Consider the following 24665-nt stretch of genomic DNA (forward strand, 5'->3'; position numbering starts at 1 on the left):
CTCGATCCTGACCCATCTCCGGTCGCCTCACTGCAATTGCGCGTTGAGGTTCGCACGTGACGTACGGGCCAGGGGCTGACGGGTTACGAATTCACGTGCACGAAATCCCGCAAGAGCGGGTAGATCTCGTTGTTCCAGCGTTTGCCCGAGAACACGCCGTAATGGCCGACGCCGGCCTGCATGTGGTGGACGCGGCGGTAGGCGCGTACGCCGGTGCAGAGGTCTTGCGCGGCCAGCGTCTGGCCGATCGAGCAGATGTCGTCCTTCTCGCCCTCGACCGTCATCAGCCCCATGCGGCTGACGGCCTTGGTGTTCACCGGACGTCCCCGATGCATCAGCTTGCCCTGGGGCAGAAGATGCTCCTGGAACACGTCTCGCACGGTCTCGATGTAGAATTCCGCGGGCAGGTCCATCACGGCGAAATATTCGTCGTAGAAGGTCTTGATGCTGGCCGCCTTCTCCTTCTCGCCCTTGGCGATGTGATCGGCGAGATCGATGTGCTGCTTGATATGGCGCTCGAGATTCATCGAGACGAAGGCGGTGAGCTGCACGAAGCCGGGATAGACTTTCCGCAGGGCACCGCGGCACTGCATCGGCACGTAGTTGATCAGGTTCTGCTCGAACCAGTCGATTGGCCTGCTCTTGGCGAATTCGTTGACCCTCGTCGGCTGGATGCGCGTGTCGATCGGGCCGGCCATCAGCGTCAGCGTCGCCGGCCGCGAAGGATGGTTGCCCTCGCACATGATCGCGGCGGCCGCGAGCGCGGAGACCGAGGGCTGGCAGATCGCGACCATATGCGGGCGGGGGCCTAATTGGCCGAGGAAGTCGATGAGATGCTCGGTGTAGTCGTCGAGCCCGAAACGGCCCTCGCTGCGGGGAATGTCGCGTGGATTGTGCCAGTCGGTGATGTAGACGTCGTGATCCTGCAGCAGCGTCTTCACGGTGCCGCGCAGCAGCGTCGAAAAATGGCCGGACATCGGCGCCACCAGGAGCATGCGCGGCTGCTCGCCCACGCCTTCCTTCTTGAAACGCAGCAGCGAGCCGAACGGGGTCGCGTAAGCGATCTCCTCGGTTACGGCGACCTCGCGATTGCCGACCATGACGCTGTCGATGCCGTAGGCGGGGCGGTGATAGGTGAGGGTGGAGCGGGAGATCAACTCCAGCGCGGCCGACAGCCGGCCGACGACCTGATCCGATAAGCCCTGCGGCACCAGATTGAGGAATTTGAGTGCGGACGAAGCCCCCGACCGCCACGGCGCCGTCAGGTCCATATGGTTCTGAAAGGCCTGATAATACATCGACATCATACTGAAACGCCCACCTGTCCCCGTGCTGCTATGCAATATCGGAGCCAAACCGGAGATGGGCCGTCCTCAAGATTGGCACGTCGCTTGCTGCTCTTTTGGCGGGAAGCACAGGCGGTGCGCACTCCCGCAGTCCAGGCGGGGTGCAAGTCTTAGGTGTGAGGGAAGGCCATATGGCGAAGGCGACACTGACCATCAGCAGCAAGAACTATTCGTCCTGGTCGCTGCGTGGCTGGCTGCTGACGAAATTTTCCGGGCTCGATTTCGAGGAGATCGTCACCGCGCCGGACGACGCGTCGGCGCGTGCCGAAATCCTGCTGTTGTCGTCGTCGATCCTGGTGCCGTGCCTGCGGCACGACGGCGCGATCGTCTGGGATACGCTGGCGATCGCCGAATATCTCAACGAGGCGATGCCGGATGCCGGGCTGCTGCCCGCCGATCGCGTTCAGCGCGCGCATTGCCGCTCGATCTGCGGCGAAATCCATTCCGGCTTCACCACCTTGCGCGCCTCGCTGCCGGTCAATCTGAAGGGGCACTTCCCCGGCTTCAAGATCTGGTCGCGCGCGCAGGCCGACATCGATCGCGTCTGGGCGATCTGGCGCGACTGCCTGGACAAATCGGGCGGGCCCTTCCTGTTCGGCGAGACCCGCACCATGGCTGACGCGATGTACGCCCCGGTGGTGACGCGCTTCGTGACCTATAACGTCAAGCTCGAGCCACAGCTGCAGGCCTATGCCGATACCATCATGGCCATGCCGGAGATGAAGGAATGGATCGCGGCGGCACGGGATGAGCCGGCCGAGATCGAGGAGCTCGAGGTCGAATATTAGGCAGGCCGGGTGCCATCTGCCTGTTTTGGGAGCGAGCATCCAACCGCCGCACCCCGCGGTCATGTCATTGAAGGCGTTAACGTTTGACGCCCGTGGTGGGCTGAGCCCGCTCACGCGCTGTGCAGATATTGTATGCGCGCGCTGGCCGGTTGCGACATCTAGCCGTGAACAGGCGCGTACGGGGCGCTACGGCTGATTCGGACGTGATTCGTTCGGGCCGCGTTCCGAAGGTTAAAGCCGGGACGCGGCCCCGTTGCATTTTGAGACAGAAATCAGTGCTCAGGCCACGCCCGAATGCTTCATGCGCGGGACGCGCCAGCCGATGACGGTTGCTTCAACTGCGACGCCGGCCGCGTGGTTCTGCCAGCGTCCCTCGATATAGCGGCAGGCGAACGGCAGCTGATACGTTCCGCTGTGGTCCTCGCACAGCACTTCGACTGCAAGGCCGGGCGGCGGTTCTCCGGCGCCGTCGAATTCCGCCAGTCGTCTGTCGCGCGTTGCCATCAAAAAACTCCCTTAAACAAAGCCGCGGAAAGAGTGCCCATTTCCTCCGCGTGCAGATCATCGCTCCCCGTGCGAGGGAACAGCCGCAAGCTCAACGCGAGAATGCGGTGCGAGTGTGGTAGCCTCGACAGGCTGCGTGCAAAAAGCGCACATTGCCGTGATTGATTTGACAAGGAACCTGTATGCTGCTTCGAAGCGCCGTCGTTTGTTTCGCGATGTTGCTGCTCGCTACGCTGGCGATTGTGCCGGTCCGCGCGCAGGACGTGCCCGGTATCGAGATCTGCACCGTCGAGAAGACCATGGAGCGCCGCACCAGCTGCCTCCAGAGCAACGTCGACTTCCTCCAGAAGACGATCACCAAGCTCAACCTCGATCACCAGCAGAGGCTGGACGCCGCGGCTCGCCAGATCGATGCGTTGAAGACGACCGTGGCCGGCTTGCAGAAGATGCTCGGCGATCTCCAGGCCGCGCAGGCGAAGACCGCGGAGGATGTGAAGAAGAAACAGGATGCGCCGCCGCCGAAGGATGCGGCGAAATAGGCGCCGCGCTCAGGCGACGCGATATCGCTCCATGACGCTGCGGTCGGGCTCATAGCCGAGCCCAGGTCCGGTCGGCACCGCGACATGGCCGGTGGCATCGACATCGGCGCGGCCGCCCCAGAGGCAGGCCTCGCGCTTCAGGTAAAACATCTCGACCAACCCGTCGTCGCGCCCCGCCAGGAGATGCAAGGTCGCCAGCAGGCCGGGGCCGAAATACGGGGAGTGCGGAACGATCTTGACGCCTTGCCGATCCGCGAGCGCCGCAACCTTCAGAAATTCCGTGATGCCGCCGACCTTGATCACCGACGGCTGGGCGTGGCTGACCGCGCCCGCCTCCATCATCTGGCGGAATTGATATTCCGTGCAGGCGTTCTCGCCGGCGGCGACGCCGAGCCCGCCCTTGCTGCGGACCTCGGCGAGCGCCGTAAAATCCTCCGGCGGCCAGACCGGCTCCTCCAGGAACATCGGCTGCGCGTCATGGCATGTCCTGGCGAATGCGATCGCCTGCTCGCCCGAGAGCGGACAGTTCATGTCCACCATCAGCGGAATGCCGGGCCCGATCGCCGCGCGCGCGGCAAACACCGCCGGCGCCGTGGTCTCGTGCAGCTTGATGGCGCCATAGCCGAGCGCCAGCGCCTTCTTGCATTCGGCGGCGATGTTGTCGGGCGAACCGATCCGCAATAGGCTCGCATAGGCCGGAATGGCCGGGCGCCTGGTGCCGCCGAGCAGGCGGTGCAGCGGCACGCCCTCGATCTTGGCGGCGAGGTCCCACAGCGCGATGTCGAGCCCGGAGATCGCGAACATGGTGATGCCGTAACGCCCGAAGAGATGCAGATTGCGCTGGATCTGCTCCATCACCGCGGGGATGCCGGCGGCATCGGGAACCTCCAGCCCACGGGCTTGTGGTGCGATCATTTCCTCGACGGCACTGCGCGTGGTGCGGGGACAGACATAAGCGAAGGCATCGCCCCAGCCGGTCAGCCCGGCGTCGGTGGTGACCTCGAGGATCACCATGTCGAGGGCAGTGATGGCGGAGGCGCCCTGACGGAAGTTCGCGACACCAGCGTCATAGGGGATGCGGATATGGTGCGCCCGCACATCGGTGATTTTCATGACGCGGTTCCTCCTGCTTTCTTGTGAGCGGTTTCAAGGACGTCCCGAGTGTAGCCATGAATGCCCGGACGTTGCCAGTGGCTGTTCCGGCGTTATCCTCCTGCGGGACCGCAACGCCGATCAAGCGAAACCCGCGGACTTCCGTGCATCATGGTCGCGCTTCGAACGAGAAACGCCATGAACCCAGCCCAGCGCGCGCTCTGGTATGTCGAGAGCCATCTGGTCGAGCCGATGACGCTCGACGAGATCGCTGCGATATCGGGCGTGTCGCGGTTCCACATCGTGCGCGCGTTTGCCGTAGCCACCGGCCTGCCGGTGATGCGGTACGTGCGCGCGCGGCGGCTGAGCGAAGCGGCGCGCAGTCTTGCGAAAGGCGCGCCGGACATCCTGTCGCTGGCGCTGGAGGCCGATTACGGCTCGCACGAAGCATTCACCCGCGCGTTCCGCGACCAGTTCGGCACCACGCCCGAAGCGGTGCGCGCCGCGCAATGCACCGGCCATCTCAAGCTTCAGGAGCCGATCCTCATGGATTCAACCATCTCGGACAAACTCGCCAACCCGCGCTTCGAAACCACAAAGGCCTTCCTCGTCGCAGGCATCAGCGAGCGCATCTCCTGCGACAACGGCGCGGCCATTCCTGGACTGTGGCAGCGCTTCCACCAGGAGGTCGCCGACATTCCCGCGCGCGTTGGACCGGTCGCCTATGGCGTCTGCTGCAACGGCGACGATGCCGGCAATTTCGACTACATTGCCGGCGTCGAGGTCGCCGATTTCTCCGAACTGCCGCGCCCCTTCGGCCGTATCCGCATCCCCGAGCAGCGCTATGCGGTGTTCACCCACGCCGACCACGTCGCCTCGATCAGGCGCACCGTCAACGCGATCTGGAATCAGTGGCTGCCGGCCTCCGGCCTGAAAGCTGCCGATGCGCCGAACTTCGAGCGCTACGACGAGAAATTCGATCCCGCCACCGGCAATGGCGGCCTGGAGATTTGGATACCCGTGCGAGATTAGCGCGCAACGCTGGCATACCATCCGGCTTGCTTGGCAAGCCCCGGTGACTTTGTCATAACCGCAGGCAATCTTGCCTGTGGGGCCCGTGCCGGACATCCCGCGCAAGTCATAACAAGCAGCCGGGAGGGTCCCCACATGTCCAACGTCCGCGTTCTCGCCACCGACCTCGAATTTCCCGAAGGTCCGGTCGTGATGCCGGACGGCTCGGTCGTGCTGGTGGAAATCCGCGGCCAGCGCCTCACCCGAATCCATCCCGACGGGCGCAAGGAGATCGTCGCGAAGATTCCGGGCGGCCCGAACGGCGCAGCCCTCGGCCCCGACGGCAAGATCTACATCTGCAACAATGGCGGCTTCTCCTGGATCCCGACCCGCAACATGATCATGCCGGGTCCGCAGCCCGACGACTATCTCGGCGGCTCGATCCAGCGCGTCGATCTGCAATCCGGCCAGATCGAAACCGTCGTGACCAGTTGCGGCGAGCACGATCTGCGCGGGCCGAACGATCTGGTGTTCGACAAGCAGGGCGGCCTCTGGTTCTCCGATCTCGGCAAGCGCCGCGCGCGCGAGATGGACGTCGGCGGCATGTACTATCTCAAGCCCGGCATGAAGGAGATCGTCGAGGTCGTCCACGGCGTGTTGCCGGCGAACGGCATCGGCCTGTCGCCGGACGAGACCACCGTCTACATCGCGGAGACGCCGACGGGCCGGCTCTGGGCCTACGAGCTCTCCGCGCCCGGCACGCTCAAGCCGCGCGACGCGATCTATCGCGGCGAGCGGGGCAAACCGATCTGCGGCCTCGGCGGCTACCAGATGTTCGATTCGCTGGCGGTCGAAGCCAACGGCAATGTCTGCGTCGCCACCCTCGTCTCCGGCTGCATCTCGGTGATCGCGCCCGATGGCACGCTGGTCGAGCAGATCCCGACCGGCGACCGCGTCACCACCAACATCGCCTTCGGCGGCCCCGAGCTGAAGACCGCCTACATCACGCTCTCCGGCAAGGGCGAACTGATCGCCATGGACTGGCCGCGCAGCGGTTTGCCGTTGAATTTCCTTAACAAGTAAACGGTGCTAGTGACCATCATTGCAAGCGAAGCGAAGCAATCCAGGAATGCGTCCGCGGTGACAGTCTGGATTGCTTCGTCGCTTCGCTCCTCGCAATGACAAAGGAGAGAGTTTCAAATGCCCTGGCCTGATCCCATCACCCTGCGCGGACAGCATGCCGCTCTGGAGCCGCTGTCGCATCAGCACCGCGAGGGGCTGAGCGAGGCCGTGAAGGATGGTGAGCTCTCCACCATCTGGTACACCGCAATCCCGACGCCGGACAACATGGGCAAGGAAATCGACCGCCGGCTCGGTCTTCAGGCCGCCGGCTCGATGCTCCCCTTCACCGTATTCGATGGCAGCGGCAAGATCGTGGGCATGACGACCTACATGAACATCGATGCGGCCAACCGCCGCGTCGAGATCGGCTCGACCTGGTATGGTAAGAGCGCGCAACGCGGCCCGCTCAACACGCAGTGCAAATTGCTGCTGCTCACCCACGCCTTCGAAACCCTGGACTGCATCGCGGTGGAATTCCGCACCCACTTCTTCAATCACCAGAGCCGCCGCGCCATCGAGCGCCTGGGCGCCAAGCAGGACGGCATCCTGCGCAGCCACCAGGTCGCGCCGAACGGCACGCTACGCGACACCGTGGTCTACAGCATCACCGCGGCCGAATGGCCTACGGTGCGAACGCATTTGAATTATCAACTCAACGACAAGCCGCGCTAGAGGCGGCCGAGGCACCATGGACAGATTTGATTATGTGATCGTCGGCGCGGGCTCCGCCGGTTGCGTGCTCACCAGCCGGCTGAGCGAAAACCCTGCGACCAGCGTTTGCGTGCTCGAGGCCGGCCCGAGCGACTGGCATCCCTACATCCATCTGCCGGCCGGCTTCATCAAGACCTTCCACATGAAGAGCATCAACTGGGCCTACCAGCAGGAGGTCGGACCCTGGACCGGCGGCCGCAGCATCTACGCGCCGCGCGGCAAGACGCTCGGCGGTTCGTCCTCGATCAACGGCCACATCTACAACCGCGGCCAGCGCATGGATTTCGACACCTGGGCGCAGATGGGCAATCGCGGCTGGGGCTATGCCGACGTGCTGCCCTACTTCCGGCGGCTGGAGAAGCGGGTCGGCGAGGGCGAGGACATTTATCGCGGCCGCGAAGGCAATCTCACCGTCACCACCATGAACTGGCGCGATCCGCTTTGCGAAGCCTTCATGGAAGGCGCGGTGAGCCTCGGCATTCCGCGCAACCCCGACTACAACGGCAAGACCCAGGAAGGCGTCTCCTATTGCCAGCGCACCATCGACAAGGGCTTGCGCGTCTCCGGCGCCACCGCTTTCCTCAAGCCCGCGATGAAGCGGCCGAACGTGCATGTCCGCACCCACGCGCATGCGACCGAGATCATCTTCGAGGGCAAGCGCGCCGTCGGCGTGCGCTACATGAAGGGCGGTCATGGCGGCACGCCGGTCGAGGTCCGCGCCAACAAGGAAGTGATCCTCTCCGGCGGCACCTATAATTCGCCGCAGCTGCTCCAGTTGTCCGGCATCGGCTCACCGGATCTGTTGCCGGCCCACGGCATCGCCGTGCGTCACGCGCTTCCGGTCGGCGAAGGCCTGCAAGATCACTACGCCCCGCGCACGGTCGCGCGCGTCAAGGACATCAGGACCATCAACGAGCTCCGCCGCGGCTGGCGTCTCTGGGTCGAGGCGATGAAATGGGCGACCGCGCGCAAAGGCCTGCTGTCGCTGTCGCCGACCATGGTCTACTGCTTCTGGCACTCCGGCGAGAGTGCGGAGAGCTCCGACCTCCAGCTCACCTTCACACCGGCGAGCTACAAGGAAGGCGTGCAGGGCCAGCTCGAGGACGAGCCCGGCATGACGGTGGCGTCCTGGCAGCAGCGCCCCGAGAGCCGCGGCTATGTCCGCATCCGCTCGGCAGATCCGTTTGCGCCGCCGATCATCCAGACCAACTATCTTGACGCCGAGCTCGACCGCCGGGTCATCGTCGGCGGCATGAAGCTCGCGCGCAGGCTTTTGAAGAGCGCGCCGCTGTCGCCCTATTACGCCTACGAGGATTTCCCTGGACCCAACGTCAATACCGACGATGAGTTTTTGGCGGCCGCCACCGAGCGTGGCACCACCACCTTCCACCCCGGCTGCACCTGCCGCATGGGCCCGGCGGATTCCACCTGGGCGGTGGTCGACGATCAGCTCCGCGTTCACGGGTTGCAAGGTCTCCGCGTCATCGATGCCTCCGTGATGCCGCGCATGATCTCGGCGAACCTCAATGCCTCAACCATGATGATCGCCGACCGCGCCTCGGACTTGATCCGCGGCAAGAAGCCGATGGAAGCCGCGCGCGTGCCGGATGCGGCGGTGGCGTAGCAAGGTCTCGTGCTCCGGACGCAGCGCAGCGCTTCCCCGGCGATGCGAAGCATCGTCCGGTGCAGCTGTGCGCTGCAGAGCCGGAGGCCCATCTCACGCGACCTTGGTCGCCCCTCGCGATTTGAAGCGCGAGTTGGAGAGGGCGATGCTCACCCTTGCTCCGTCATCGCGAGCGCAGCGATGCAATCCAGGATCTTTCCGCGGAGGCAGCCTGGATTGCTTCGCTGCGCTCGCAATGACGAGGTGGAGAGAGTGCGCCACACTCTCGGTGTCATCGCCCGGTTTGACCTGGCGATCCAGTATTCCAGAGGCGGTTATGATTGATTCGAGAAGCCGCGGCGTACTGGATTCCCCGCCTTCGCGGGGAATGACACCGGAAGGTGGGGCGGCAGCGGAGTGCGCTCGAACCTACACTTCCCTCCGGCTCAGGAACGCCAATCGCTCGAACAGATGCACGTCCTGCTCGTTCTTGAGCAGCGCACCGTGCAGTGGTGGGATCAGCTTGCGCGGGTCGCGCTCGCGCAACTGCTCGACGCTCATGTCTTCGTTGAGCAGCAGTTTGAGCCAGTCCAGAAGCTCTGAGGTGGAGGGCTTCTTCTTCAACCCGGGCACTTCGCGGACCTCGAAGAAGATGCGCAGGGCTTCCTCGACCAGCCGCTTCTTGATGCCGGGGAAGTGGACGTCGACGATCCGGGTCATGGTGTCGGCGTCGGGGAACTTGATGTAGTGGAAGAAGCAACGGCGCAGGAATGCGTCCGGCAGTTCCTTCTCGTTGTTGGAGGTGATCATCATGATCGGGCGCTGCTTGGCCTTGATCGTCTCGCCGGTCTCGTAGACATGGAATTCCATGCGGTCGAGCTCGAGCAGGAGATCATTTGGGAATTCGATGTCGGCCTTGTCGATTTCGTCGATCAGCAGCACCGGGCGCTGCTCGGCGGTGAAGGCATCCCACAGCTTGCCGCGCTTGATGTAGTTCTTGATGTCGGACACGCGGGCATCGCCAAGCTGGCTGTCGCGCAGGCGCGACACCGCGTCGTATTCGTAGAGGCCTTGCTGCGCCTTGGTGGTGGACTTGATGTGCCAGGTCAGAAGCGGGGCGTTCAGCGCCTTCGCCACTTCCTCCGCCAGCACCGTCTTGCCGGTGCCGGGCTCGCCCTTGATGAGCAGCGGGCGCTCCAGCACGATCGAGGCATTGACCGCGACCTTGAGATCGTCGGTCGCAACATAGTCCTTGGTGCCGGTAAATTTCATCGCGCGTCCTTGTTGGTCGTCGTCCCAGGAATTGCCAGTTCATGGCCCTGGTCCAACAAACGGAACGGCCGCGCGTGGCGGCCGTTCCTGGTTCGGTCAGGCTTTCAGACCCGTTTTATCAGCGAAAGGATGACGAGCACAATCGCTCCGCCAATCCCGCCTGGCGGACAATCCTGCCCAGAGCTCGTCGGGTGGGGTCTCCGAGGCGCCCCTTGACGCCGACAATCCAAAGGGCAATCTGTCACCCATGTTCCTGCAATTCTTCACTTCTCTGCGCGATGCGCAGGTCCCCGTGACGCTGCGCGAATACCTCACGCTGATGGAGGCGCTCGACGCCGACCTCGCGGACTACTCGGTCGAGAACTTCTACTATCTCTCGCGCACCTCCCTGGTGAAGGACGAGCGCAACCTCGACAAGTTCGACCGCGTCTTCGGCACCGTCTTCAAGGGGCTGGAAAGCCTGCTCGACGCCATGGAGGGAGCCGAGATTCCCGAGGAGTGGCTGAAGAAGCTCGCCGAGAAATATCTGACCGACGAAGAGAAGAAGCAGATGGAGGCCATGGGCTGGGACAAGCTCATGGAGACCCTGAAGAAGCGTCTCGAGGAGCAGAAGGGCCGTCATCAGGGCGGCTCGAAGTGGATCGGCACCGCCGGCACCTCGCCGTTCGGCGCTCATGGTTACAATCCCGAAGGCATTCGCATCGGCCAGGACAAGAACCGCAACAACCGCGCCGTCAAGGTGTGGGACAAGCGCGAGTTCAAGGATCTGGACGGCAATGTCGAGCTCGGCATCCGCAACATCAAGGTGGCATTGCGCCGCCTGCGCAAATTCGCGCGCACCGGCGCGCCGGATGAACTCGATCTCGACACCACCATCCGCGAGACCGCCAATCACGGCTATCTCGACGTGCACATGCGGCCCGAGCGCCGCAACGCGGTGAAGCTGCTAGTGTTCTTCGACATCGGCGGCTCGATGGACGCGCATATCGAGCAGGTCGAGGAGTTGTTCTCGGCGGCGAAGAGCGAGTTCAAGCACATGGAGTATTTCTACTTCCACAATTGCCTCTATGAAGGCGTGTGGAAGCAGAACAAGCGGCGCTTTACCGACCGCACCCCGACCTGGGACGTGCTGCACAAATACCCGCACGATTACAAGATCGTGTTCGTCGGCGACGCCTCGATGTCGCCCTACGAGATCATGGTGCCCGGCGGCTCGGTCGAGCACGTCAACGAGGAGCCCGGCTCGGTCTGGCTCGACCGCATCATCCGTACCTATCCGCATTCGGTGTGGCTGAACCCCGTGCAACAGAAGCACTGGGACTATTCGGAATCCACCACCATCATCAAACGCATTTTTGCCAACCGCATGTATCCGATCACGATCGAGGGACTTGAAGGTGCGATGAAGGAATTAACGCACTAGCTCGCGCTCCGCGCCGGGAATGACTACAAGAGGGAGAACCACGTGCCCCAGACCATCACCCGTGGCATCAAGGCGCTGATCGACGAGGCCAATGCCGAGATCGAGACGCTCACCGCCAAAGACGCCATCGAGATCTCCAAGAACGGCGACGTCGTCATCGTCGACATCCGCGATCCCCGCGAGATCGAGCGCGACGGCCGCATCCCCGGCGCGTTCGCCTGCACCCGCGGCATGCTCGAATTCTGGATCGATCCGCAGAGCCCTTATGCCAAGCCGGTGTTCCAGGAGGACAAGAAGTTCGTCTTCCATTGCGCCGGCGGCTTGCGCTCTGCGCTCGCCGCCAAGACTGCGCAGGACATGGGCCTCAAGCCCGTCGCCCACATCGCGGGCGGCTACGCCGCCTGGCGCGACGCCGGCGGGCCGACCCAACAGTGGGAGCCGAAGAAGAAGGGGTGAGGGTGCTGCGCTGCCGCTCCAATCTCCGGCGTCATTCCCCGCGAAAGCGGGGAATCCAGTACGCCGCGGCCTCTCGGCTCAATTACAATCGCCTCTGGAATACTGGGTCGCCCGGTCCTAGTGCGCAATTGCGCACTGGCCGGGCGATGACAGCGGAGTTGGATGCGCACTGCTTCAACCTCGCTCACGTTACGCTCGCGCGGAATAATAGAAAGATCTCGCATGCCCACCGATCCCCTCGTCTCTACCGAATGGCTCGCCGCCCACATCAATGACGCCAACGTCAAGGTGCTCGACGCCAGCTTCAAGCTGCCGGGTGTGCTGCCATTGCCGAAGGACGATTATCTCGCCGCGCATCTGCCGGGCGCGGTGTTCTTCGACGTCGATGCGATCTCGGACCATTCCAACCCGCTGCCGCACATGTATCCGAGTGCCGAGCAGTTCGGCCGCGACGTCGGTCATCTCGGCATCTCCAATGCCGACACCGTCGTGATCTATGATGCCGGCGGCTGGGTCGCTGCTCCCCGCGCGTGGTGGATGTTCCTGGCTTTCGGGCACGGCAATGTGCGCATCCTCAATGGCGGCCTGAAGAAGTGGCGCGCCGAGGGGCGTCCGGTCGAGAGTGGCGAGGCGAAGCCGAAGCCTGCGACGTTCACGGCCAGCTACGATTCAAAACGCGTGCGCAGCATGCAGCAATTGATCGCCAACGTCGAAAGCCGTGCCGAGCAGGTGATCGACGCGCGCGCCGCCGACCGGTTCGAGGGCCGGGCGCCGGAGCCGCGCGCAGGCATCCGCTCCGGCCATATCCCGGGCGCGCGCAACGTGCCCTACAATCTCCTGTTCGACGCCGCGACCGGCACGATGAAGCCGCTTGATGATCTCCGCGCTGCCTTTACCAACGCCGGCGTCAGGCTCGATGCGCCGATCGTGACGAGCTGCGGCTCCGGGGTCTCCGCCGGCGTGCTGACATTGGCGCTCTATCGCCTCGGCATCACCGACACCGCGCTCTACGATGGCTCATGGTCGGAATGGGGCCAGGAAAAGGGACCGCCGATCGCAACCGGGCCGGCGTAACCCTACTGACGTGCGCGCGCGGTCGTCGTTGCGGCGAGCGTGGGTTGCGGTTGTCCGAACGGATCGAGTTGCTGAACCGGCGGCGGCGCGCGCCGGACAATGCGGCGGCGCTTCTTGACGCGATGCGCCCGCGGCTTGGTCGCCTTGCTCTCCGGCGACCTGCTGTCGGCCTTAGAGCCGGCCTTGGCCTTCGCCGGCGGACCCTCCCAAGCCGTGGTCGCCGGGTCGTTCAATGCGGCGAACTTCGCGCTCGCCATGTCGAACCTGGACGAAGCCGAGGCTCCGCTGGGGGCGGCAGGTGTTGGTTTGCTCGCGAGAGCGATCGCAACGGGCTTGGCCTCGGCGATGGATGCGCTGGCGTCGGCCGGAGTAAGCGTGTTGCTTGAGGCCTGCACCGCGGCGTCCGTCGTCGTCTCGGCCTTGGTCTCCGCATTGGCCGGTTCGGCCGGGACGTCAGCCGGAGGTGCAACGACCTGCGGCTGACCGTCGGTCTCAGTCGTCAGCGCGACCACTTGTTCGGGCTCGCTCATCGGCAGTGCGATGGTCGGGACTTGATCGCGCAGCGACGGCGTCGGATCGGTGGCCGCTTCCGGCTCGACGCGGAGGACCGCGAGCACCGGCTGGGCCGGCTCGGGAGCTTGTGCAAACACCTGCTCCTGCGGGCCGTTCCGCCAGGAGGGGTTGCTGACATACTGCTCGTGGCTCGCCCGCAGCAGCGCGGCGGCGCCCAGGCCGAATACCAGGATGGAGGCTGACAGCAGGATCGCGGCAAACAGGAAGCGAAAGCCGGGAAGCATCGAGGGATTGCGAATTTCCGCCCCGGCGATGAAGTGGCCAGGGCCCATGAGCCATCTGAACGCGGTGACGGTACTGCTTGCCGCGTTCGCCACGCGGGGATCGAAGCTCAAAGCGGAGGCGAATCAGGCTGATTCGAACATACCGCAACGATTCCGCGCCGTTCCGTAAAAAACGGAGCCGGCGACTCCGGCGATCTCGGGCGTGGGCTGATTTTCGCCCCGTGATGCAAGGAGGCAACGGTTAGTCTTGCGGATCACAAATCGGCAAATCAGGCACAAATCCGCCTGTAATGTCTTGAATGTGCCGCTATCTTCCGTCATCTGGCCGTTAACGGTCCGGACGGGGCCCGGGGACTATACAAGAGCGATGATGATCAAACATTTTCTGACGATATGCGCTGCCGCAACAGTCGCTGCGGCGGGAACCTCGCTCGCACAGGCCCAGAGCTATCCGGTCCAGCAGGCGCCGAGCTATGGCGCGCCGCCGGCCGAATATCGGCCCGGCGACCGCGCGCCGAGTTTCGACGCGCTCGACGATGAAGATGATGCGATGCCGCAGGCAGCGCTGCCGCCGCCCGGTCCGGATCCGCGTTACGGCCGTCCGCCCGGCGCTCCCCCGGTGTATTCCGCCGCGCCGCCGCAGGGTCCGGTGATGTCGCCCGATGATCCGCGTTATGGCCGTCCCGCAGGTGCCCCCGTCTACTCGGCCGCGCCGCCGCAGGGTCCCGTGACGTCGCCCGACGACCCGCGCTACGGCCGCCCTGCCGGCCCGCCCGCGGTGATCTACGCCGATCGTCCGACTCAGGCGCCCGGCAGTGACGGCCTGCGTCCGCCCGAGGCGGTCGGTGGTCCCGCCGCGACCGGAACGGTCCAAGCCGGGCAGCCACCCGTTGGTGCCGACGGTCGGCCGATGGCGATCGCCTCGCTGCCGCCCGAGGAGCAGCCTGACGCTGCTCCGGCGCAGCTGCCGCAGAACCTGCGCCGTCAGGAGGTCTCGCTGGCGACCAAGGAGCCGGCCGGAACACTCATCGTCGATACCCCGAACACCTACCTCTATTACGTGCTGGGCAACGGCCGTGCGATCCGCTACGGCGTCCGCGTTGGCCGGGACGGCTTCACCTGGACCGGCGTGCAGAAGATCACCCGCAAGGCCGAGTGGCCGGATTGGCATCCGCCGACCGAGATGATCGAGCGCCAGCCCTATCTGCCGCGTTTCATGGCCGGCGGTCCCGGCAATCCGCTCGGCGCCCGCGCGATGTATCTCGGCTCGACCGTCTACCGCATTCACGGCACCAACCAGCCCTCGACCATCGGCAAGTTCGTGTCCTCCGGCTGCATCGGCATGCTGAACGAGGACGTCTCCGACCTGTTCGATCGCGTCAAGGTCGGCACCCGCGTGGTCGTGATGCCGGGTGGTCCGTCGCCGGGAACTGCGACCGCATCCGCCGCGCCCGTGCCCGTCGCTGCAGGCCCCGCGCCAATGGCCGCGCAGACCGGTCCGGTCGGAGGCACCCAGCCGACAGTGGTGCCGCCGTTGCCCGCACCCGTCACCGTGCGCTGAATCGGCCTCGCAAGAATTGATCTGATGACGGCGCGTGGCCTTCGGTCACGCGCCGTCATCATTTGACGCATGCGTGCAAGTCTCACTTGCGCATACTTGAACGGCTCCGCACCTCGATTACGTCCGGGAGGATTGCAACGAATTGAGGAGCACAGGATGCGCATCTTTGTTGCGGGCGCGACCGGCGCGGTCGGTCAGTATCTTGTTCCGGCGCTGGTCGCCGCGGGTCATTCGGTGATCGGCACGACACGGAGTGCGGCAAAAACAGACCTTGTGCGGCGATTGGGTGCGGAGACGGTCGTTGCCGACGGCCTCGATGCCGACAGCATGCGCGCTGCGGTGATTGCGGCAAAGCCCAACGCCGTCATCCACCAGATGACAGATCTCGCGGCCGCCACGGACCTCCGGCATTTCGATCGGGCTTTCAAGCGAACCAACGAGCTCCGCACCCGCGGAACCGACATTCTGCTCAACGCCGCGCGCGAGGCCGGCGCCAAGCGCTTCATCGCGCAAAGCTTCTGCGGCTGGACCTTCAGTCGCGCCGGGGGAACGGTCAAGACCGAGACCGATGAACTCGACTCGAATCCACCGCGAGAGCTGCGACGCACGCTTGAGGCAATCCGCTATCTGGAGCGAATCGTCACCGCTTCGACGAAGCCGGAGGGCATCGTGCTGCGCTATGGATTCTTCTATGGACCCGGCACCGGCACGCTCTCGCCGGCGATGATCGACCAGCTGCGCCACCGGCGTGTGCCGGTGATCGGTGACGGCGGCGGCACGTGGTCGTTCATTCACACCGAAGATGCAGCCTCTGCCACGCTCGCCGCGCTTGAACGCGGACGCACTGGCAGCATCTACAATATCGTCGACGATCATCCGGCGCCGGTGAAGGATTGGTTGCCCGCGCTGGCCGAACTCCTCGGTGCCAAGCCGCCGCGTCACATCCCCGCCTGGCTCGGGCGCCTGCTTGCGGGCGAGCATATGGTTGCGATGATGACGGAGGTGCGTGGAGCCTCCAACGGCAAGGCCAAGCGCGAGCTCGGTTGGCTGCCGGCGCATGCCTCCTGGCGCGACGGCTTTGCCGATGCGGCACGGCAGCCCACCAGCCAGCGCTCGGCGGCCTGAGGCATCAGGCCAGCTTGCGCGGCAGCTCACCGCCCTTGGTGAAAGCGTCGATCGCCTCGACCATCTGGCCGTAATGGATGCGCAAGCCGTCCGCGGTGGCGTAGCCGAGATGCGGCGTCAGGACGAGATTGTCGAGCTTGCGGAAGGGATGGTCCGTCGGCAACGGCTCGACCGAGAACACGTCGATGCCGGCGCCTGCAATCCTCTTCTGCTGCAACGCCTCGAGCAGTGCCTGCTCGTCCACGATCGGCCCGCGCGCGGTGTTGACGAGGAAGGCCGTCGGTTTCATCCGCGCGAGATCGGCAGCCCCGACCAGCCCGCGCGAGCGCTCGCTCAGCACCACATGGATGCTGACGATATCGGCCTTGGTGAACAGCTCCTCCTTGGTGGCATAGCCGACCCCGACGTCCTTGCACTTCTCCGGGGTCAGGTTCGGGCTCCAGGCGATCACGTTCATGCCGAACGCCTTCGCGATATCAGCCATCTTGCTGCCGAGCTTGCCGAGCCCGACGACGCCGAGCGTCAATCCCTCGATCTCGACGCCGGCAAAGGCCTGCCAGGGCTCGCCCGCATGCATGCGCGCGTTCTCGCGGCCGATGCCGCGGGTCAGTTCCAGGATCAGGCCCATGGTGAGGGGCGCGGTCGGATCGCGCGAATATTGCGTGCCGCCGATCGTGACGCCCCGCGCCTTGGCGGCCTCCATGTCGATCGAGGCGTTGCGCATGCCTGACGTCAGCAGCAGCTTCAGCTTCGGCAGGCTTTCGAACAGGCTCTTGGGGAACGCGGTGCGCTCGCGCATCGCGCAGACGATCTCGAAATCGGCCAGCGCGCTCGCCGCGGCCTGCTCGGAGACGAAGGGATGGCTGAACACGGTGACGTCAATGCGGTCGGACAGGCTTTGCCAATCGGCGACGTCGAGGGCGAGGTTGAAATAGTCGTCGAGAATTGCACAGCGCAGCCGCGTCATCAGCGTTCTTCCATGGCGAGAGGTGGAACCAGGCCATGGTTGCGCGCAATCAGGACCGTGCGCAAGCCGTTCGCGTCTTCAAAAATCCGACAGGTGATAAAGGCTCAGAGGTCGCGGGGCTTGAGCCGGAACGGCGCATTCATGCCGTGCTTGGCGCGCCAGGCCGGGCCGGGGCCGCGCATGTAATGCAGTTCGGGCCGGTAGGGGTTGAAAGCGGTGGCAAAGAAGCGCTTCCAGAAGCCCTTGATCTCCGAGGCAAATGCGGAGGCGCTGCCGGCTTCCGCCGGAACGGGAAGGGAGTTGGTCTCGATCATGGCCATGACGCTGTCTCGCTGTGCTCCCGTTCATTCTGAGCGGGTGGCGCTGTTTCCGCGCGAAACCGAGCTTTGGCCTGATTTATTAAAAGATGGTTTCAATTGTCCGGATCGGCGGCGGGATGGTGTCCGTTCCGTATTCATCCGTGGTGAACGGAGGGAAAACATTGCCCTTTCGGGGCGGGGTCGCTACATCGGCGGCAAGCAAATTTCCTCAAATCGAAGGTTTTCGGGACCGATGGCGCGCCAGTTCATCTATTTCATGCAGGGCCTGACCAAGAGCTACCCGACCCGGAAGGTGCTCGATAACATCCATCTGAGCTTCTACCCGGACGCCAAGATCGGCGTGCTCGGTGTCAACGGTTCGGGCAAGTCGACGCTGCTCAAGATCATGGCCGGCCTCGACAAGGAGTATAACGGCGAGGCCTGGGTCGCCCAGGGCGCCCGCGTCGGCTATCTCGAGCAGGAGCCGCATCTCGATCCGGCACTCAGCGTGCGCGAGAACGTCATGCTGGGCGTTGCCAAGCAGAAGGCTATCCTCGATCGCTACAACGAGCTGGCGATGAACTATTCCGAGGAGACCGCCGACGAGATGACCAAGCTGCAGGACGAGATCGAGGCCCAGGGCCTCTGGGATCTCGACAGCAAGGTCGACCAGGCCATGGACGCGCTGCGCTGTCCGCCCGACGATGCCGACGTGTCGAAACTCTCCGGCGGTGAGCGCCGCCGCGTCGCGTTGTGCAAGCTGCTGCTCGACCAGCCTGAGTTGTTGCTGCTGGACGAACCGACCAACCATCTCGACGCGGAATCGGTGTCGTGGCTGGAAGGCCATCTGCGCAACTATCCCGGCGCGATCCTGATCGTCACCCATGACCGCTACTTCCTCGACAACGTCACGAGCTGGATTCTCGAGCTCGATCGCGGCAAGGGCATTCCCTACGAGGGCAATTACTCGTCCTGGCTGCAGCAGAAACAGAAGCGGCTCGAGCAGGAGGGCCGCGAGGACGCTGCGCATCAGAAGACGCTGGCCCGCGAGCAGGAATGGATCGCGTCCTCGCCGAAAGCGCGCCAGGCCAAATCCAAGGCGCGCTATCAGCGCTATGACGAACTGCTGAAACAGGCGAGCGAAAAGCAGACACAGACCGCGCAGATCACGATTCCCGTGGCCGAGCGACTGGGTCAGAACGTGGTCGACTTCGAAGGGCTCAGCAAAGGTTTCGGCGATCGCATGCTGATCGACGATCTCACTTTCAAGCTGCCGCCCGGCGGTATCGTCGGCGTGATCGGCGCCAACGGCGCCGGCAAGACCACGCTGTTCAGGATGATCACCAAGCAGGAAGAGCCGGACAAGGGCACCATCACGATCGGCGAGAGCGTTCATCTCGGCTATGTCGACCAGTCGCGCGACGCGCTCGACGGCAGCAAGAACGTGTGGGAGGAGATCTCCGGCGGCAACGAGCTGATCCTGCTCGGGAAGAGGGAAGTCAATTCACGCGGCTATTGTTCGTCGTTCAACTTCAAGGGCGCCGACCAGCAGAAGAAAGTCGGCGCGCTCTCGGGCGGTGAACGCAACCGCGTGCACCTTGCGAAAATGCTGAAATCCGGCGCCAACGTGCTGCTGCTCGACGAGCCGACCAACGACCTCGACGTCGACACGCTGCGTGCGCTCGAAGAGGCGTTGGAGGATTTCGCCGGCTGCGCCGTCATCATCAGCCATGATCGCTGGTTCCTCGACCGCATCGCGACCCACATCCTGGCCTTCGAAGGCGACAGCCATGTCGAATGGTTCGAGGGCAACTTCCAGGACTACGAGAAGGACAAGATGCGCCGGCTCGGCCAGGACAGCATCATCCCGCACCGCGTGAAGTACAAGAAGCTGACGCGGTGATCTCAAAATGATGCGGCGGGTGCTGATAGCTGCGGTGATCGCTATCACCTGCGGCCTGTCGCCCGCCGGCGCTGCCGACGCCGCCTTCGCGCAGTTCATCGCCTCGCTGTGGCCGGAGGCGGAGGCCGCCGGCGTGTCGCGCGCGACGTTCGAGGGAGAGACGCGCGGGCTCGAGCCGGACTACAAGCTGCCGGATCTGATCCTGCCGGGGCGTCCCGCAACGGGGGCGCCGTCACAGGCCGAGTTCGTGCAGGTGCCGGCCGACTATGTCAGGGAAGCCTCGATCGCGCGGCTTGCGGGCGAGGGGCAGCGGTTGCTGCAAAAATATCGCCCCGCGCTGACCGAGATCGAGAAGAACTCCGGCGTGCCTGCTACCGTGATGCTGGCGATCTGGGGCCGCGAGACCGACTATGGCCGCTATACGCTGCCTTACGATCTCGTCCGCGTGCTGGCGACGCAGGCCTATGTCGGCCGCCGCAAGGACAGCTATCGCAACGAGTTCATCCTCTCGCTGAAAATTCTCGGTGACGGCGTAGTGACACGCAAGGACATGCGCTCGTCCTGGGCCGGTGCGACCGGGCTCACGCAATTCCTGCCGTCCGAATATTACAAGCATGGCGTTGATTTCGACCGCGACGGCCGCATCGACATCTGGCACTCGGTGCCGGATGCGCTGGCCTCCGCCGCGCAGCAGCTCGTCAACAAGGGCTGGCAGAGCGGTGTACGCTGGGCCTACGAGGTGCAGGCACCGGCCAAAGTCGATTGCACCGCCGGCGTGCCCGAGGTGACGAAGCCGATCGGCCAATGGCTGCGCGAAGGCTTTGTACCGGTGCGTGGACAAAAGCTCACTGCCGCCGAGCAGGCACAGCCGGCCTCCCTGCTGCAGCCTGAAGGCATCTACGGCCCGTCCTTCCTGACCACGAAGAACTACTTCGTGATCAAGGAATACAATTTTTCCGACCTCTACGTGCTGTTCGTCGGACATCTCGCCGACCGCATGACGAGCCCGCAACCGTTCGCGACCCCATGGTCTGCCTCGAAGCAATTGCGGACCAAGGACGTCGAGGCGATGCAGCGGGGGCTCACGCGCGTCGGGCTCTACAAGGACAAGATCGACGGCAAGGCGGGCATGCAGACGCGCGCTGCGCTCGGCGCCTACCAGAAGTCGGCAGGCCTCAAGGTCGATTGCTGGCCGAGCGAAGAGGTGCTGCGCTCGATCCAGGCGGCGCGATAGGCGCAGGGCTGGCTAAAAGAAAAAAAGCCCGGCCGAGGTGCTCGGCCGGGCTTCGATCGCGGCGCTCATGAACGCCATGCGGTCAGATCAGTAGCAAACGCGAACCGGGCGGACGGTCCAGCCGTAGCCATCCCAGTAGCGCTGGCGCTGCCAGTAGCAGGGCGGGGGCGGCGGGCCGGGCTCGGCCACATAAACCGGTCCACCATAGGCGGGACGGCTCGATGCGATGGCGCCGCCGACGATCGCGCCGCCGATCAGGCCGGCTGCGATGCCGACGCCGACCCCGTCATGGGCCTGGGCGGACGGCGTGGCGGTCACCAGCGAACCGGCGATCGTCGCAACCGTGAGGGCGGCAACTAAAGTCTTCTTCATACTCTTGGCTCTCCTGAGAGATGGATGCTCCTTGTTAGGAGCGCCCGGGGTTCAAAGGTTCACGCAGACTCTGATGGAATTGGCCTTGCAGCTAGGAAGCGCGCAAATGGTCAATCCGCGGTAAACGTGCACGGAGCTGTGACGAGAAAAAGCGGTCTTTTTCAGGCCCCTGGATGAACGGCGCAGCTGGAATCAACCGGCTTGCGGCGACTTCAGCCACAGACTCTGGCGCGGCGGACGCGCCAGGCATAACCGTCCCAGAAGCGCTGCTTCTGCCAGACGCAGCCGTCGCCGTAATAGTCGTCGGCGACGTAGCCCGGGCGCGGCGCGTAATAGCGCGGCGGATAGTAGCCCGGGCTATATCCCGGACCATATGCGTAGCCGGGGCCAGGGCCGGGGCCGTAATAGTACGGAGAGGCCAGCGCCCCACCGACAATGGCGCCCCCGATGATTCCGGCTGCCACGCCCGCGGCAACGCCGCGTTGCGCTTGGGCTGGCGTAGCGGCGCTAAGGGCCACAGCGGCGACGGCAGCGATTGCCAGGAGCGACTTCTTCATTGACTGACCTTTCGAGCAAAACACGCGGGAACTCTTTGGGGGTAAAGTTCCATATTTCGATTGAATGATCAATGAACGGCACCTTTGACGGGGACGACCAATTACCGTGGACCGCAGCTCTGCCAGGGGAGGGCGATGATCGGTAGCGCGATGATAAATGCATTGATCGCTGCCGGGATCGTCTCCGCGATCGGCTACGGCTGGATCACCCATCTCCAGAACCGCGGCCAGCGGCGCTCCCGCGCCGGGGCCAGCGGCAATAGCGGTGGCGACACCTCCGCGGGCACGAGCGACGGCTTCTCATTGGGGAGCTGGTTTTCCAGCGATAGTTCCAGCAGCTCGACCGACGGCGGCAGCTGTTCCAGCAGCGATGGCGGCAGTAGTGGCGGAGATTGCGGGGGCGGCGATGGTGGAGGCGACTAGATCCGCCGCAATCTTGATCCAGAGCAAGGCCCTGTTTTAGAGCCGTTCTAGGCTGTTTGCGGGCTAGTTTGGAATAGCTTCAAATTCCGCTTTTTCCTTTTGCATCCGGCCGGCCCCTTAAATATCGATGATGGCGCATCACCAAAGGGCCTGCCGCTTCCATGATCGTTTGTTCCTGTAACGTGCTGAGCGATGACGACATCCGCGCCGCCGTCGCCGAGTCCGACGACGCCGTGCGCCATGCCAAGCAGGTCTATGGATGTCTCGGCTGTAGCGCCGAATGCGGCCGCTGCGCCCGGACGATCAAGACCATTATCGATGAAGCGCTCGGCCCCTGTGCCTCGTCCTGCTGCTCCGGCTGCCCGCACAACCACACTGTGGCTGCCAATGACGAGACGGCCCAGCCGGCCGAGTTCGCCCTCGCGGCCTGCTGAAATCTTCCGCAACCCTTACTGAGCTTTTCCCCGGCTGCGTCTCCGTAGCCGGTTGCCCCAGTCTTCAAACTCATTTAGAAGCGTTCTAAATTCGGTTTACGGCCGATTTGGACTGCAAGAGCTGGAGTGAACCATGCAGGGCGACGCAAAAGTTATCGACTATCTCAACAAGGCGCTGCGTCACGAGCTGACTGCGATCAACCAGTACTGGCTGCACTACCGGTTCCTCGACAATTGGGGCCTGCGGGACATGTCCAAGGTCTGGCGCAAGGAGTCCATCGAGGAGATGGAGCACGCCGATAAGCTCACCGAGCGAATCCTGTTCTTCGACGGCTTCCCGAACATGCAGGTGCTCGATCCCTTGCGCATCGGCCAGAACGTCAAGGAGATCATCGAGTGCGATCTCGCCGCCGAGATGAGCGCGCGGGCGCTCTATCAGGAAGCGGCGACCTACTGCCACAGCGTCAAGGACTACGTGACGCGTGATCTGTTCGAGAAGCTGATGAGCGACGAGGAGCACCACATCGACTTCCTCGAGACCCAGCTCGACCTGATCGGCCGCATCGGCCTCGAACTCTACACCCAGAAGCACGTTGGCGGGCTCGAGGGGGACGGGCATTAGTTCGGCGCGTTAGCGATGGCACAACTCCGTATCGGCCTGATGCGCGATTGCGCACCAGGCCGGGACGACAGCCTGGACGCCAGCTACAACTGCGTCTTGTAGAGCTCTTCCACGATCTCCTGACTCTGCGGCTCACCAAGGCCGGTCTGCTCGTGGACCACCTCGACGATGCTCGGCATCACCGAGCGCGGCACCTTCTCGGACGACCAAAGCTTCGAGCGCATCAGTGCCTTGCCGCAGTGGAAATAGACTTCGCTGACGGCGACGTTCAGCACCGCGCGCGGCGACTTGCCAAACTCCACCATCGAGGCGAGCAGGTCCGGATCGGCGGACAGCGAGCCGCGGCCGCCGACGCGCAGCGTCTCGTCGATGCCGGGGACGAAGAACAACAGATGCACGAAGCCCGAGCCCTCGACGACATTTCGAAAACTGTCGATCCGGTTGTTGCCGGAGCGATCAGGCATCAGCAGCTGGTTGGGGCCGGCGACGTGGACGAAGCCAACGCCGCCGCCGCGTGGTGAGGCATCGACGCTGCCGTCCGCTCCCGATGTCGCGAGCACGCAGAACGGCGACATCTCGATGAATTTCTTCGCATGCGTGTCGATTGCGGGGCGCGCTTTCGCGATCACGCGCGGGCTCGGCTGGGCATAGATGGTGGCGAGGTCTTCGGCGCAAAGATCAGTCACGAAGGTCTCCCTGGTGGAATGCCCCGAGAATATCATCTCTCGGCCCGATCGCTATCCCCCTTTGTCACGCCGCCGCGTCCAGTCGATCACGCCAGCGCAGTTCAGAGCCCACCAGATCAGGACTGGCTGCAGCGCCAGCCGCGGCCCGTGATAGAGCCAGCTGTTGGGGATGGGTGGAAGGTCGATGCCCTCCAGGACCTGCTTGATGCTTGCCGCCCACACGCAAGGCGGATAGAGCGCGAGCTCGCGTTCTGTCGTTCACAGGAGCTATCGGCCGAGCTAGCACGCGCCGCGTCGAGGCGCTATCGCGCTACACCGCATCCGCCGGCACGAAGCAACTGATGATGATGGCGCCGCGGTGACGGACGTACCACACCACGGCCTGGCCGACCGGATTGCCGCGGTCGCGGATGATGGCGCGCTCGGGCACCTCCATCCATTGTCCCTCGATCGGCACCCAATAGGCACCGCTGCGCACGTCGTACTCCGTGCGATGGCCGTCGGAGACGTCACAGCAGGGCACGCCGTTCGGTGCGATCACGCTCTTGAACCAGGCGCGGATGTCGGGCGGGACGTGATCATATTGCCCGTTGTCGAACGCGAACGCGGCGCCCGTCAGTGCGGCCAGCCAAACGCACAGTGCGAGCCTGTGCATGCGATCCTCCTCATCGCGTGTCGTGCCGTTGGCGCGCGATTATCCCGCGCGTCGATTCGGACATCGACGCAATTAAGCCCGAGCCGTCA

The 24665-nt window shown here is 64.3% G+C and carries 27 protein-coding genes and 1 pseudogene; 16 read left to right on the top strand and 12 right to left on the bottom strand.

Annotated elements, in window-relative coordinates; translation table 11 throughout:
- Window positions 1-83 precede the first annotated feature (83 nt).
- Window positions 84-1307: a polyhydroxyalkanoate depolymerase gene (locus tag BcanWU425_RS10330; protein ID WP_018454111.1), complete on the bottom strand. Its 1224-nt coding sequence runs from the start codon at window positions 1305-1307 to the stop codon at window positions 84-86.
- Window positions 1308-1477: 170 nt separating this feature from the next.
- On the opposite strand from BcanWU425_RS10330, the gene BcanWU425_RS10335 reads away from it, so the two are divergent.
- Window positions 1478-2134 carry a glutathione S-transferase family protein gene (locus tag BcanWU425_RS10335; protein ID WP_018454112.1) on the top strand — a complete coding sequence of 219 codons (657 nt, stop codon included), beginning with the start codon at window positions 1478-1480 and terminating at the stop codon, window positions 2132-2134.
- Between the two features lie 279 nt (window positions 2135-2413).
- On the opposite strand, the gene BcanWU425_RS10340 is transcribed toward BcanWU425_RS10335, so the two are convergent.
- Window positions 2414-2638, bottom strand: coding sequence for a hypothetical protein (locus BcanWU425_RS10340; protein WP_018454113.1), 225 nt, complete (start codon window positions 2636-2638; stop codon window positions 2414-2416).
- A gap of 182 nt (window positions 2639-2820) precedes the next feature.
- Here BcanWU425_RS10340 and BcanWU425_RS10345 point away from each other — a divergent pair, with 182 nt between their 5' ends.
- Window positions 2821-3177 carry a hypothetical protein gene (locus BcanWU425_RS10345; RefSeq protein WP_085351872.1) on the top strand — a complete coding sequence of 119 codons (357 nt, stop codon included), beginning with the start codon at window positions 2821-2823 and terminating at the stop codon, window positions 3175-3177.
- Window positions 3178-3186: 9 nt separating this feature from the next.
- Here the strand turns inward: BcanWU425_RS10345 and BcanWU425_RS10350 are convergent, their stop codons facing one another.
- Entirely contained in the window at window positions 3187-4290 is a 1104-nt protein-coding gene (locus tag BcanWU425_RS10350) for a mandelate racemase/muconate lactonizing enzyme family protein (RefSeq protein WP_085351871.1), read from the bottom strand.
- A 177-nt stretch (window positions 4291-4467) separates the two neighbouring features.
- Between BcanWU425_RS10350 and BcanWU425_RS10355 the strand changes: the two genes are divergently transcribed.
- The 4 genes from BcanWU425_RS10355 (at window position 4468) to BcanWU425_RS10370 (ending at window position 8737) form a co-directional block, all read left to right on the top strand.
- Window positions 4468-5301: an AraC family transcriptional regulator gene (locus BcanWU425_RS10355; RefSeq protein ID WP_162496549.1), complete on the top strand. Its 834-nt coding sequence runs from the start codon at window positions 4468-4470 to the stop codon at window positions 5299-5301.
- Between the two features lie 135 nt (window positions 5302-5436).
- On the top strand, window positions 5437-6363 hold the full coding sequence (locus BcanWU425_RS10360; RefSeq protein ID WP_085351869.1) for an SMP-30/gluconolactonase/LRE family protein: 927 nt from the start codon (window positions 5437-5439) through the stop codon (window positions 6361-6363).
- A gap of 117 nt (window positions 6364-6480) precedes the next feature.
- Window positions 6481-7074 (top strand): GNAT family N-acetyltransferase, encoded by a 594-nt coding sequence (locus tag BcanWU425_RS10365; protein ID WP_018454118.1) that lies wholly within the window; start codon window positions 6481-6483, stop codon window positions 7072-7074.
- 16 nt (window positions 7075-7090) lie between these two features.
- On the top strand, window positions 7091-8737 hold the full coding sequence (locus tag BcanWU425_RS10370; RefSeq protein WP_085351868.1) for a GMC family oxidoreductase: 1647 nt from the start codon (window positions 7091-7093) through the stop codon (window positions 8735-8737).
- Between the two features lie 408 nt (window positions 8738-9145).
- Here the strand turns inward: BcanWU425_RS10370 and BcanWU425_RS10375 are convergent, their stop codons facing one another.
- On the bottom strand, window positions 9146-9988 hold the full coding sequence (locus tag BcanWU425_RS10375) for an AAA family ATPase (RefSeq protein ID WP_007600695.1): 843 nt from the start codon (window positions 9986-9988) through the stop codon (window positions 9146-9148).
- A gap of 247 nt (window positions 9989-10235) precedes the next feature.
- Here BcanWU425_RS10375 and BcanWU425_RS10380 point away from each other — a divergent pair, with 247 nt between their 5' ends.
- The 3 genes from BcanWU425_RS10380 to sseA all read left to right on the top strand — a co-directional run bounded on the left by BcanWU425_RS10380 (window position 10236) and on the right by sseA (window position 12941).
- The gene (locus tag BcanWU425_RS10380) at window positions 10236-11411 is read left to right on the top strand and encodes a vWA domain-containing protein (RefSeq protein ID WP_085351867.1); all 1176 of its coding nucleotides are present in this window, start codon (window positions 10236-10238) and stop codon (window positions 11409-11411) included.
- A gap of 42 nt (window positions 11412-11453) precedes the next feature.
- Window positions 11454-11867, top strand: coding sequence for a rhodanese-like domain-containing protein (locus BcanWU425_RS10385; RefSeq protein ID WP_018454122.1), 414 nt, complete (start codon window positions 11454-11456; stop codon window positions 11865-11867).
- A 222-nt stretch (window positions 11868-12089) separates the two neighbouring features.
- Window positions 12090-12941 (top strand): 3-mercaptopyruvate sulfurtransferase, encoded by an 852-nt coding sequence (sseA, locus tag BcanWU425_RS10390; RefSeq protein WP_085361463.1) that lies wholly within the window; start codon window positions 12090-12092, stop codon window positions 12939-12941.
- Window positions 12942-12943: 2 nt separating this feature from the next.
- Here the strand turns inward: sseA and BcanWU425_RS10395 are convergent, their stop codons facing one another.
- Window positions 12944-13786 carry a hypothetical protein gene (locus BcanWU425_RS10395; protein ID WP_204512113.1) on the bottom strand — a complete coding sequence of 281 codons (843 nt, stop codon included), beginning with the start codon at window positions 13784-13786 and terminating at the stop codon, window positions 12944-12946.
- A gap of 322 nt (window positions 13787-14108) precedes the next feature.
- Between BcanWU425_RS10395 and BcanWU425_RS10400 the strand changes: the two genes are divergently transcribed.
- The gene (locus BcanWU425_RS10400) at window positions 14109-15299 is read left to right on the top strand and encodes a L,D-transpeptidase family protein (protein WP_018454126.1); all 1191 of its coding nucleotides are present in this window, start codon (window positions 14109-14111) and stop codon (window positions 15297-15299) included.
- Between the two features lie 156 nt (window positions 15300-15455).
- Window positions 15456-16424, top strand: a complete 969-nt coding sequence (locus BcanWU425_RS10405) for an NAD-dependent epimerase/dehydratase family protein (protein ID WP_085351865.1) — start codon at window positions 15456-15458, stop codon at window positions 16422-16424.
- A 4-nt stretch (window positions 16425-16428) separates the two neighbouring features.
- Here BcanWU425_RS10405 and BcanWU425_RS10410 read toward each other — a convergent pair whose 3' ends face one another.
- On the bottom strand, window positions 16429-17391 hold the full coding sequence (locus tag BcanWU425_RS10410; protein ID WP_204512112.1) for a D-2-hydroxyacid dehydrogenase family protein: 963 nt from the start codon (window positions 17389-17391) through the stop codon (window positions 16429-16431).
- Window positions 17392-17495: 104 nt separating this feature from the next.
- Complete coding sequence (locus tag BcanWU425_RS10415; protein ID WP_018454129.1) at window positions 17496-17711, bottom strand: hypothetical protein; 216 nt, start codon at window positions 17709-17711, stop codon at window positions 17496-17498.
- 232 nt (window positions 17712-17943) lie between these two features.
- Between BcanWU425_RS10415 and ettA the strand changes: the two genes are divergently transcribed.
- Together ettA and BcanWU425_RS10425 are read left to right on the top strand one after the other, a co-directional pair.
- Window positions 17944-19593, top strand: a complete 1650-nt coding sequence (gene ettA, locus BcanWU425_RS10420; protein WP_018454130.1) for an energy-dependent translational throttle protein EttA — start codon at window positions 17944-17946, stop codon at window positions 19591-19593.
- Between the two features lie 7 nt (window positions 19594-19600).
- Entirely contained in the window at window positions 19601-20827 is a 1227-nt protein-coding gene (locus BcanWU425_RS10425) for a lytic murein transglycosylase (RefSeq protein WP_204512111.1), read from the top strand.
- An 87-nt stretch (window positions 20828-20914) separates the two neighbouring features.
- Here BcanWU425_RS10425 and BcanWU425_RS10430 read toward each other — a convergent pair whose 3' ends face one another.
- Together BcanWU425_RS10430 and BcanWU425_RS10435 are read right to left on the bottom strand one after the other, a co-directional pair.
- Window positions 20915-21199: a hypothetical protein gene (locus tag BcanWU425_RS10430; protein ID WP_007613695.1), complete on the bottom strand. Its 285-nt coding sequence runs from the start codon at window positions 21197-21199 to the stop codon at window positions 20915-20917.
- Window positions 21200-21411: 212 nt separating this feature from the next.
- Window positions 21412-21756: a hypothetical protein gene (locus tag BcanWU425_RS10435; RefSeq protein ID WP_204512110.1), complete on the bottom strand. Its 345-nt coding sequence runs from the start codon at window positions 21754-21756 to the stop codon at window positions 21412-21414.
- A 135-nt stretch (window positions 21757-21891) separates the two neighbouring features.
- Here BcanWU425_RS10435 and BcanWU425_RS10440 point away from each other — a divergent pair, with 135 nt between their 5' ends.
- The 3 genes from BcanWU425_RS10440 (at window position 21892) to bfr (ending at window position 23235) form a co-directional block, all read left to right on the top strand.
- A complete protein-coding gene (locus BcanWU425_RS10440) occupies window positions 21892-22179 on the top strand; it encodes a hypothetical protein (RefSeq protein WP_085385362.1) in 288 nt (95 codons plus the stop codon).
- 161 nt (window positions 22180-22340) lie between these two features.
- Window positions 22341-22613, top strand: a complete 273-nt coding sequence (locus tag BcanWU425_RS10445; protein WP_027570626.1) for a (2Fe-2S)-binding protein — start codon at window positions 22341-22343, stop codon at window positions 22611-22613.
- A 133-nt stretch (window positions 22614-22746) separates the two neighbouring features.
- Entirely contained in the window at window positions 22747-23235 is a 489-nt protein-coding gene (bfr, locus tag BcanWU425_RS10450; protein WP_018454135.1) for a bacterioferritin, read from the top strand.
- A gap of 83 nt (window positions 23236-23318) precedes the next feature.
- On the opposite strand, the gene BcanWU425_RS10455 is transcribed toward bfr, so the two are convergent.
- From BcanWU425_RS10455 to BcanWU425_RS10465, 3 genes and pseudogenes are all read right to left on the bottom strand, one after another.
- Entirely contained in the window at window positions 23319-23921 is a 603-nt protein-coding gene (locus BcanWU425_RS10455; RefSeq protein WP_026232674.1) for an MSMEG_1061 family FMN-dependent PPOX-type flavoprotein, read from the bottom strand.
- Window positions 23922-23972: 51 nt separating this feature from the next.
- Window positions 23973-24164: pseudogene (locus tag BcanWU425_RS10460) on the bottom strand (hypothetical protein); the annotation flags it as partial.
- 67 nt (window positions 24165-24231) lie between these two features.
- Window positions 24232-24576, bottom strand: a complete 345-nt coding sequence (locus BcanWU425_RS10465; protein ID WP_085351861.1) for a hypothetical protein — start codon at window positions 24574-24576, stop codon at window positions 24232-24234.
- Window positions 24577-24665 lie beyond the last annotated feature (89 nt).

The organism is Bradyrhizobium sp. WU425 (assembly GCF_021052305.1).
Taxonomy (GTDB): Bacteria; Pseudomonadota; Alphaproteobacteria; order Rhizobiales; family Xanthobacteraceae; genus Bradyrhizobium; species Bradyrhizobium canariense_D.

What these genes read in the sequence shown, in the direction of transcription:
- BcanWU425_RS10330 (WP_018454111.1), bottom strand. Translation starts at nt 1,307, where the DNA reads ATGATGTCGATGTATTATCAGGCCTTTCAGAACCATATGGACCTGACG.
- BcanWU425_RS10335 (WP_018454112.1), top strand. Translation starts at nt 1,478, where the DNA reads ATGGCGAAGGCGACACTGACCATCAGCAGCAAGAACTATTCGTCCTGG.
- BcanWU425_RS10340 (WP_018454113.1), bottom strand. Translation starts at nt 2,638, where the DNA reads ATGGCAACGCGCGACAGACGACTGGCGGAATTCGACGGCGCCGGAGAA.
- BcanWU425_RS10345 (WP_085351872.1), top strand. Translation starts at nt 2,821, where the DNA reads ATGCTGCTTCGAAGCGCCGTCGTTTGTTTCGCGATGTTGCTGCTCGCT.
- BcanWU425_RS10350 (WP_085351871.1), bottom strand. Translation starts at nt 4,290, where the DNA reads ATGAAAATCACCGATGTGCGGGCGCACCATATCCGCATCCCCTATGAC.
- BcanWU425_RS10355 (WP_162496549.1), top strand. Translation starts at nt 4,468, where the DNA reads ATGAACCCAGCCCAGCGCGCGCTCTGGTATGTCGAGAGCCATCTGGTC.
- BcanWU425_RS10360 (WP_085351869.1), top strand. Translation starts at nt 5,437, where the DNA reads ATGTCCAACGTCCGCGTTCTCGCCACCGACCTCGAATTTCCCGAAGGT.
- BcanWU425_RS10365 (WP_018454118.1), top strand. Translation starts at nt 6,481, where the DNA reads ATGCCCTGGCCTGATCCCATCACCCTGCGCGGACAGCATGCCGCTCTG.
- BcanWU425_RS10370 (WP_085351868.1), top strand. Translation starts at nt 7,091, where the DNA reads ATGGACAGATTTGATTATGTGATCGTCGGCGCGGGCTCCGCCGGTTGC.
- BcanWU425_RS10375 (WP_007600695.1), bottom strand. Translation starts at nt 9,988, where the DNA reads ATGAAATTTACCGGCACCAAGGACTATGTTGCGACCGACGATCTCAAG.
- BcanWU425_RS10380 (WP_085351867.1), top strand. Translation starts at nt 10,236, where the DNA reads ATGTTCCTGCAATTCTTCACTTCTCTGCGCGATGCGCAGGTCCCCGTG.
- sseA (WP_085361463.1), top strand. Translation starts at nt 12,090, where the DNA reads ATGCCCACCGATCCCCTCGTCTCTACCGAATGGCTCGCCGCCCACATC.
- BcanWU425_RS10395 (WP_204512113.1), bottom strand. Translation starts at nt 13,786, where the DNA reads ATGGGCCCTGGCCACTTCATCGCCGGGGCGGAAATTCGCAATCCCTCG.
- BcanWU425_RS10400 (WP_018454126.1), top strand. Translation starts at nt 14,109, where the DNA reads ATGATCAAACATTTTCTGACGATATGCGCTGCCGCAACAGTCGCTGCG.
- BcanWU425_RS10405 (WP_085351865.1), top strand. Translation starts at nt 15,456, where the DNA reads ATGCGCATCTTTGTTGCGGGCGCGACCGGCGCGGTCGGTCAGTATCTT.
- BcanWU425_RS10410 (WP_204512112.1), bottom strand. Translation starts at nt 17,391, where the DNA reads ATGACGCGGCTGCGCTGTGCAATTCTCGACGACTATTTCAACCTCGCC.
- BcanWU425_RS10415 (WP_018454129.1), bottom strand. Translation starts at nt 17,711, where the DNA reads ATGGCCATGATCGAGACCAACTCCCTTCCCGTTCCGGCGGAAGCCGGC.
- ettA (WP_018454130.1), top strand. Translation starts at nt 17,944, where the DNA reads ATGGCGCGCCAGTTCATCTATTTCATGCAGGGCCTGACCAAGAGCTAC.
- BcanWU425_RS10425 (WP_204512111.1), top strand. Translation starts at nt 19,601, where the DNA reads ATGATGCGGCGGGTGCTGATAGCTGCGGTGATCGCTATCACCTGCGGC.
- BcanWU425_RS10430 (WP_007613695.1), bottom strand. Translation starts at nt 21,199, where the DNA reads ATGAAGAAGACTTTAGTTGCCGCCCTCACGGTTGCGACGATCGCCGGT.
- BcanWU425_RS10435 (WP_204512110.1), bottom strand. Translation starts at nt 21,756, where the DNA reads ATGAAGAAGTCGCTCCTGGCAATCGCTGCCGTCGCCGCTGTGGCCCTT.
- BcanWU425_RS10440 (WP_085385362.1), top strand. Translation starts at nt 21,892, where the DNA reads ATGATCGGTAGCGCGATGATAAATGCATTGATCGCTGCCGGGATCGTC.
- BcanWU425_RS10445 (WP_027570626.1), top strand. Translation starts at nt 22,341, where the DNA reads ATGATCGTTTGTTCCTGTAACGTGCTGAGCGATGACGACATCCGCGCC.
- bfr (WP_018454135.1), top strand. Translation starts at nt 22,747, where the DNA reads ATGCAGGGCGACGCAAAAGTTATCGACTATCTCAACAAGGCGCTGCGT.
- BcanWU425_RS10465 (WP_085351861.1), bottom strand. Translation starts at nt 24,576, where the DNA reads ATGCACAGGCTCGCACTGTGCGTTTGGCTGGCCGCACTGACGGGCGCC.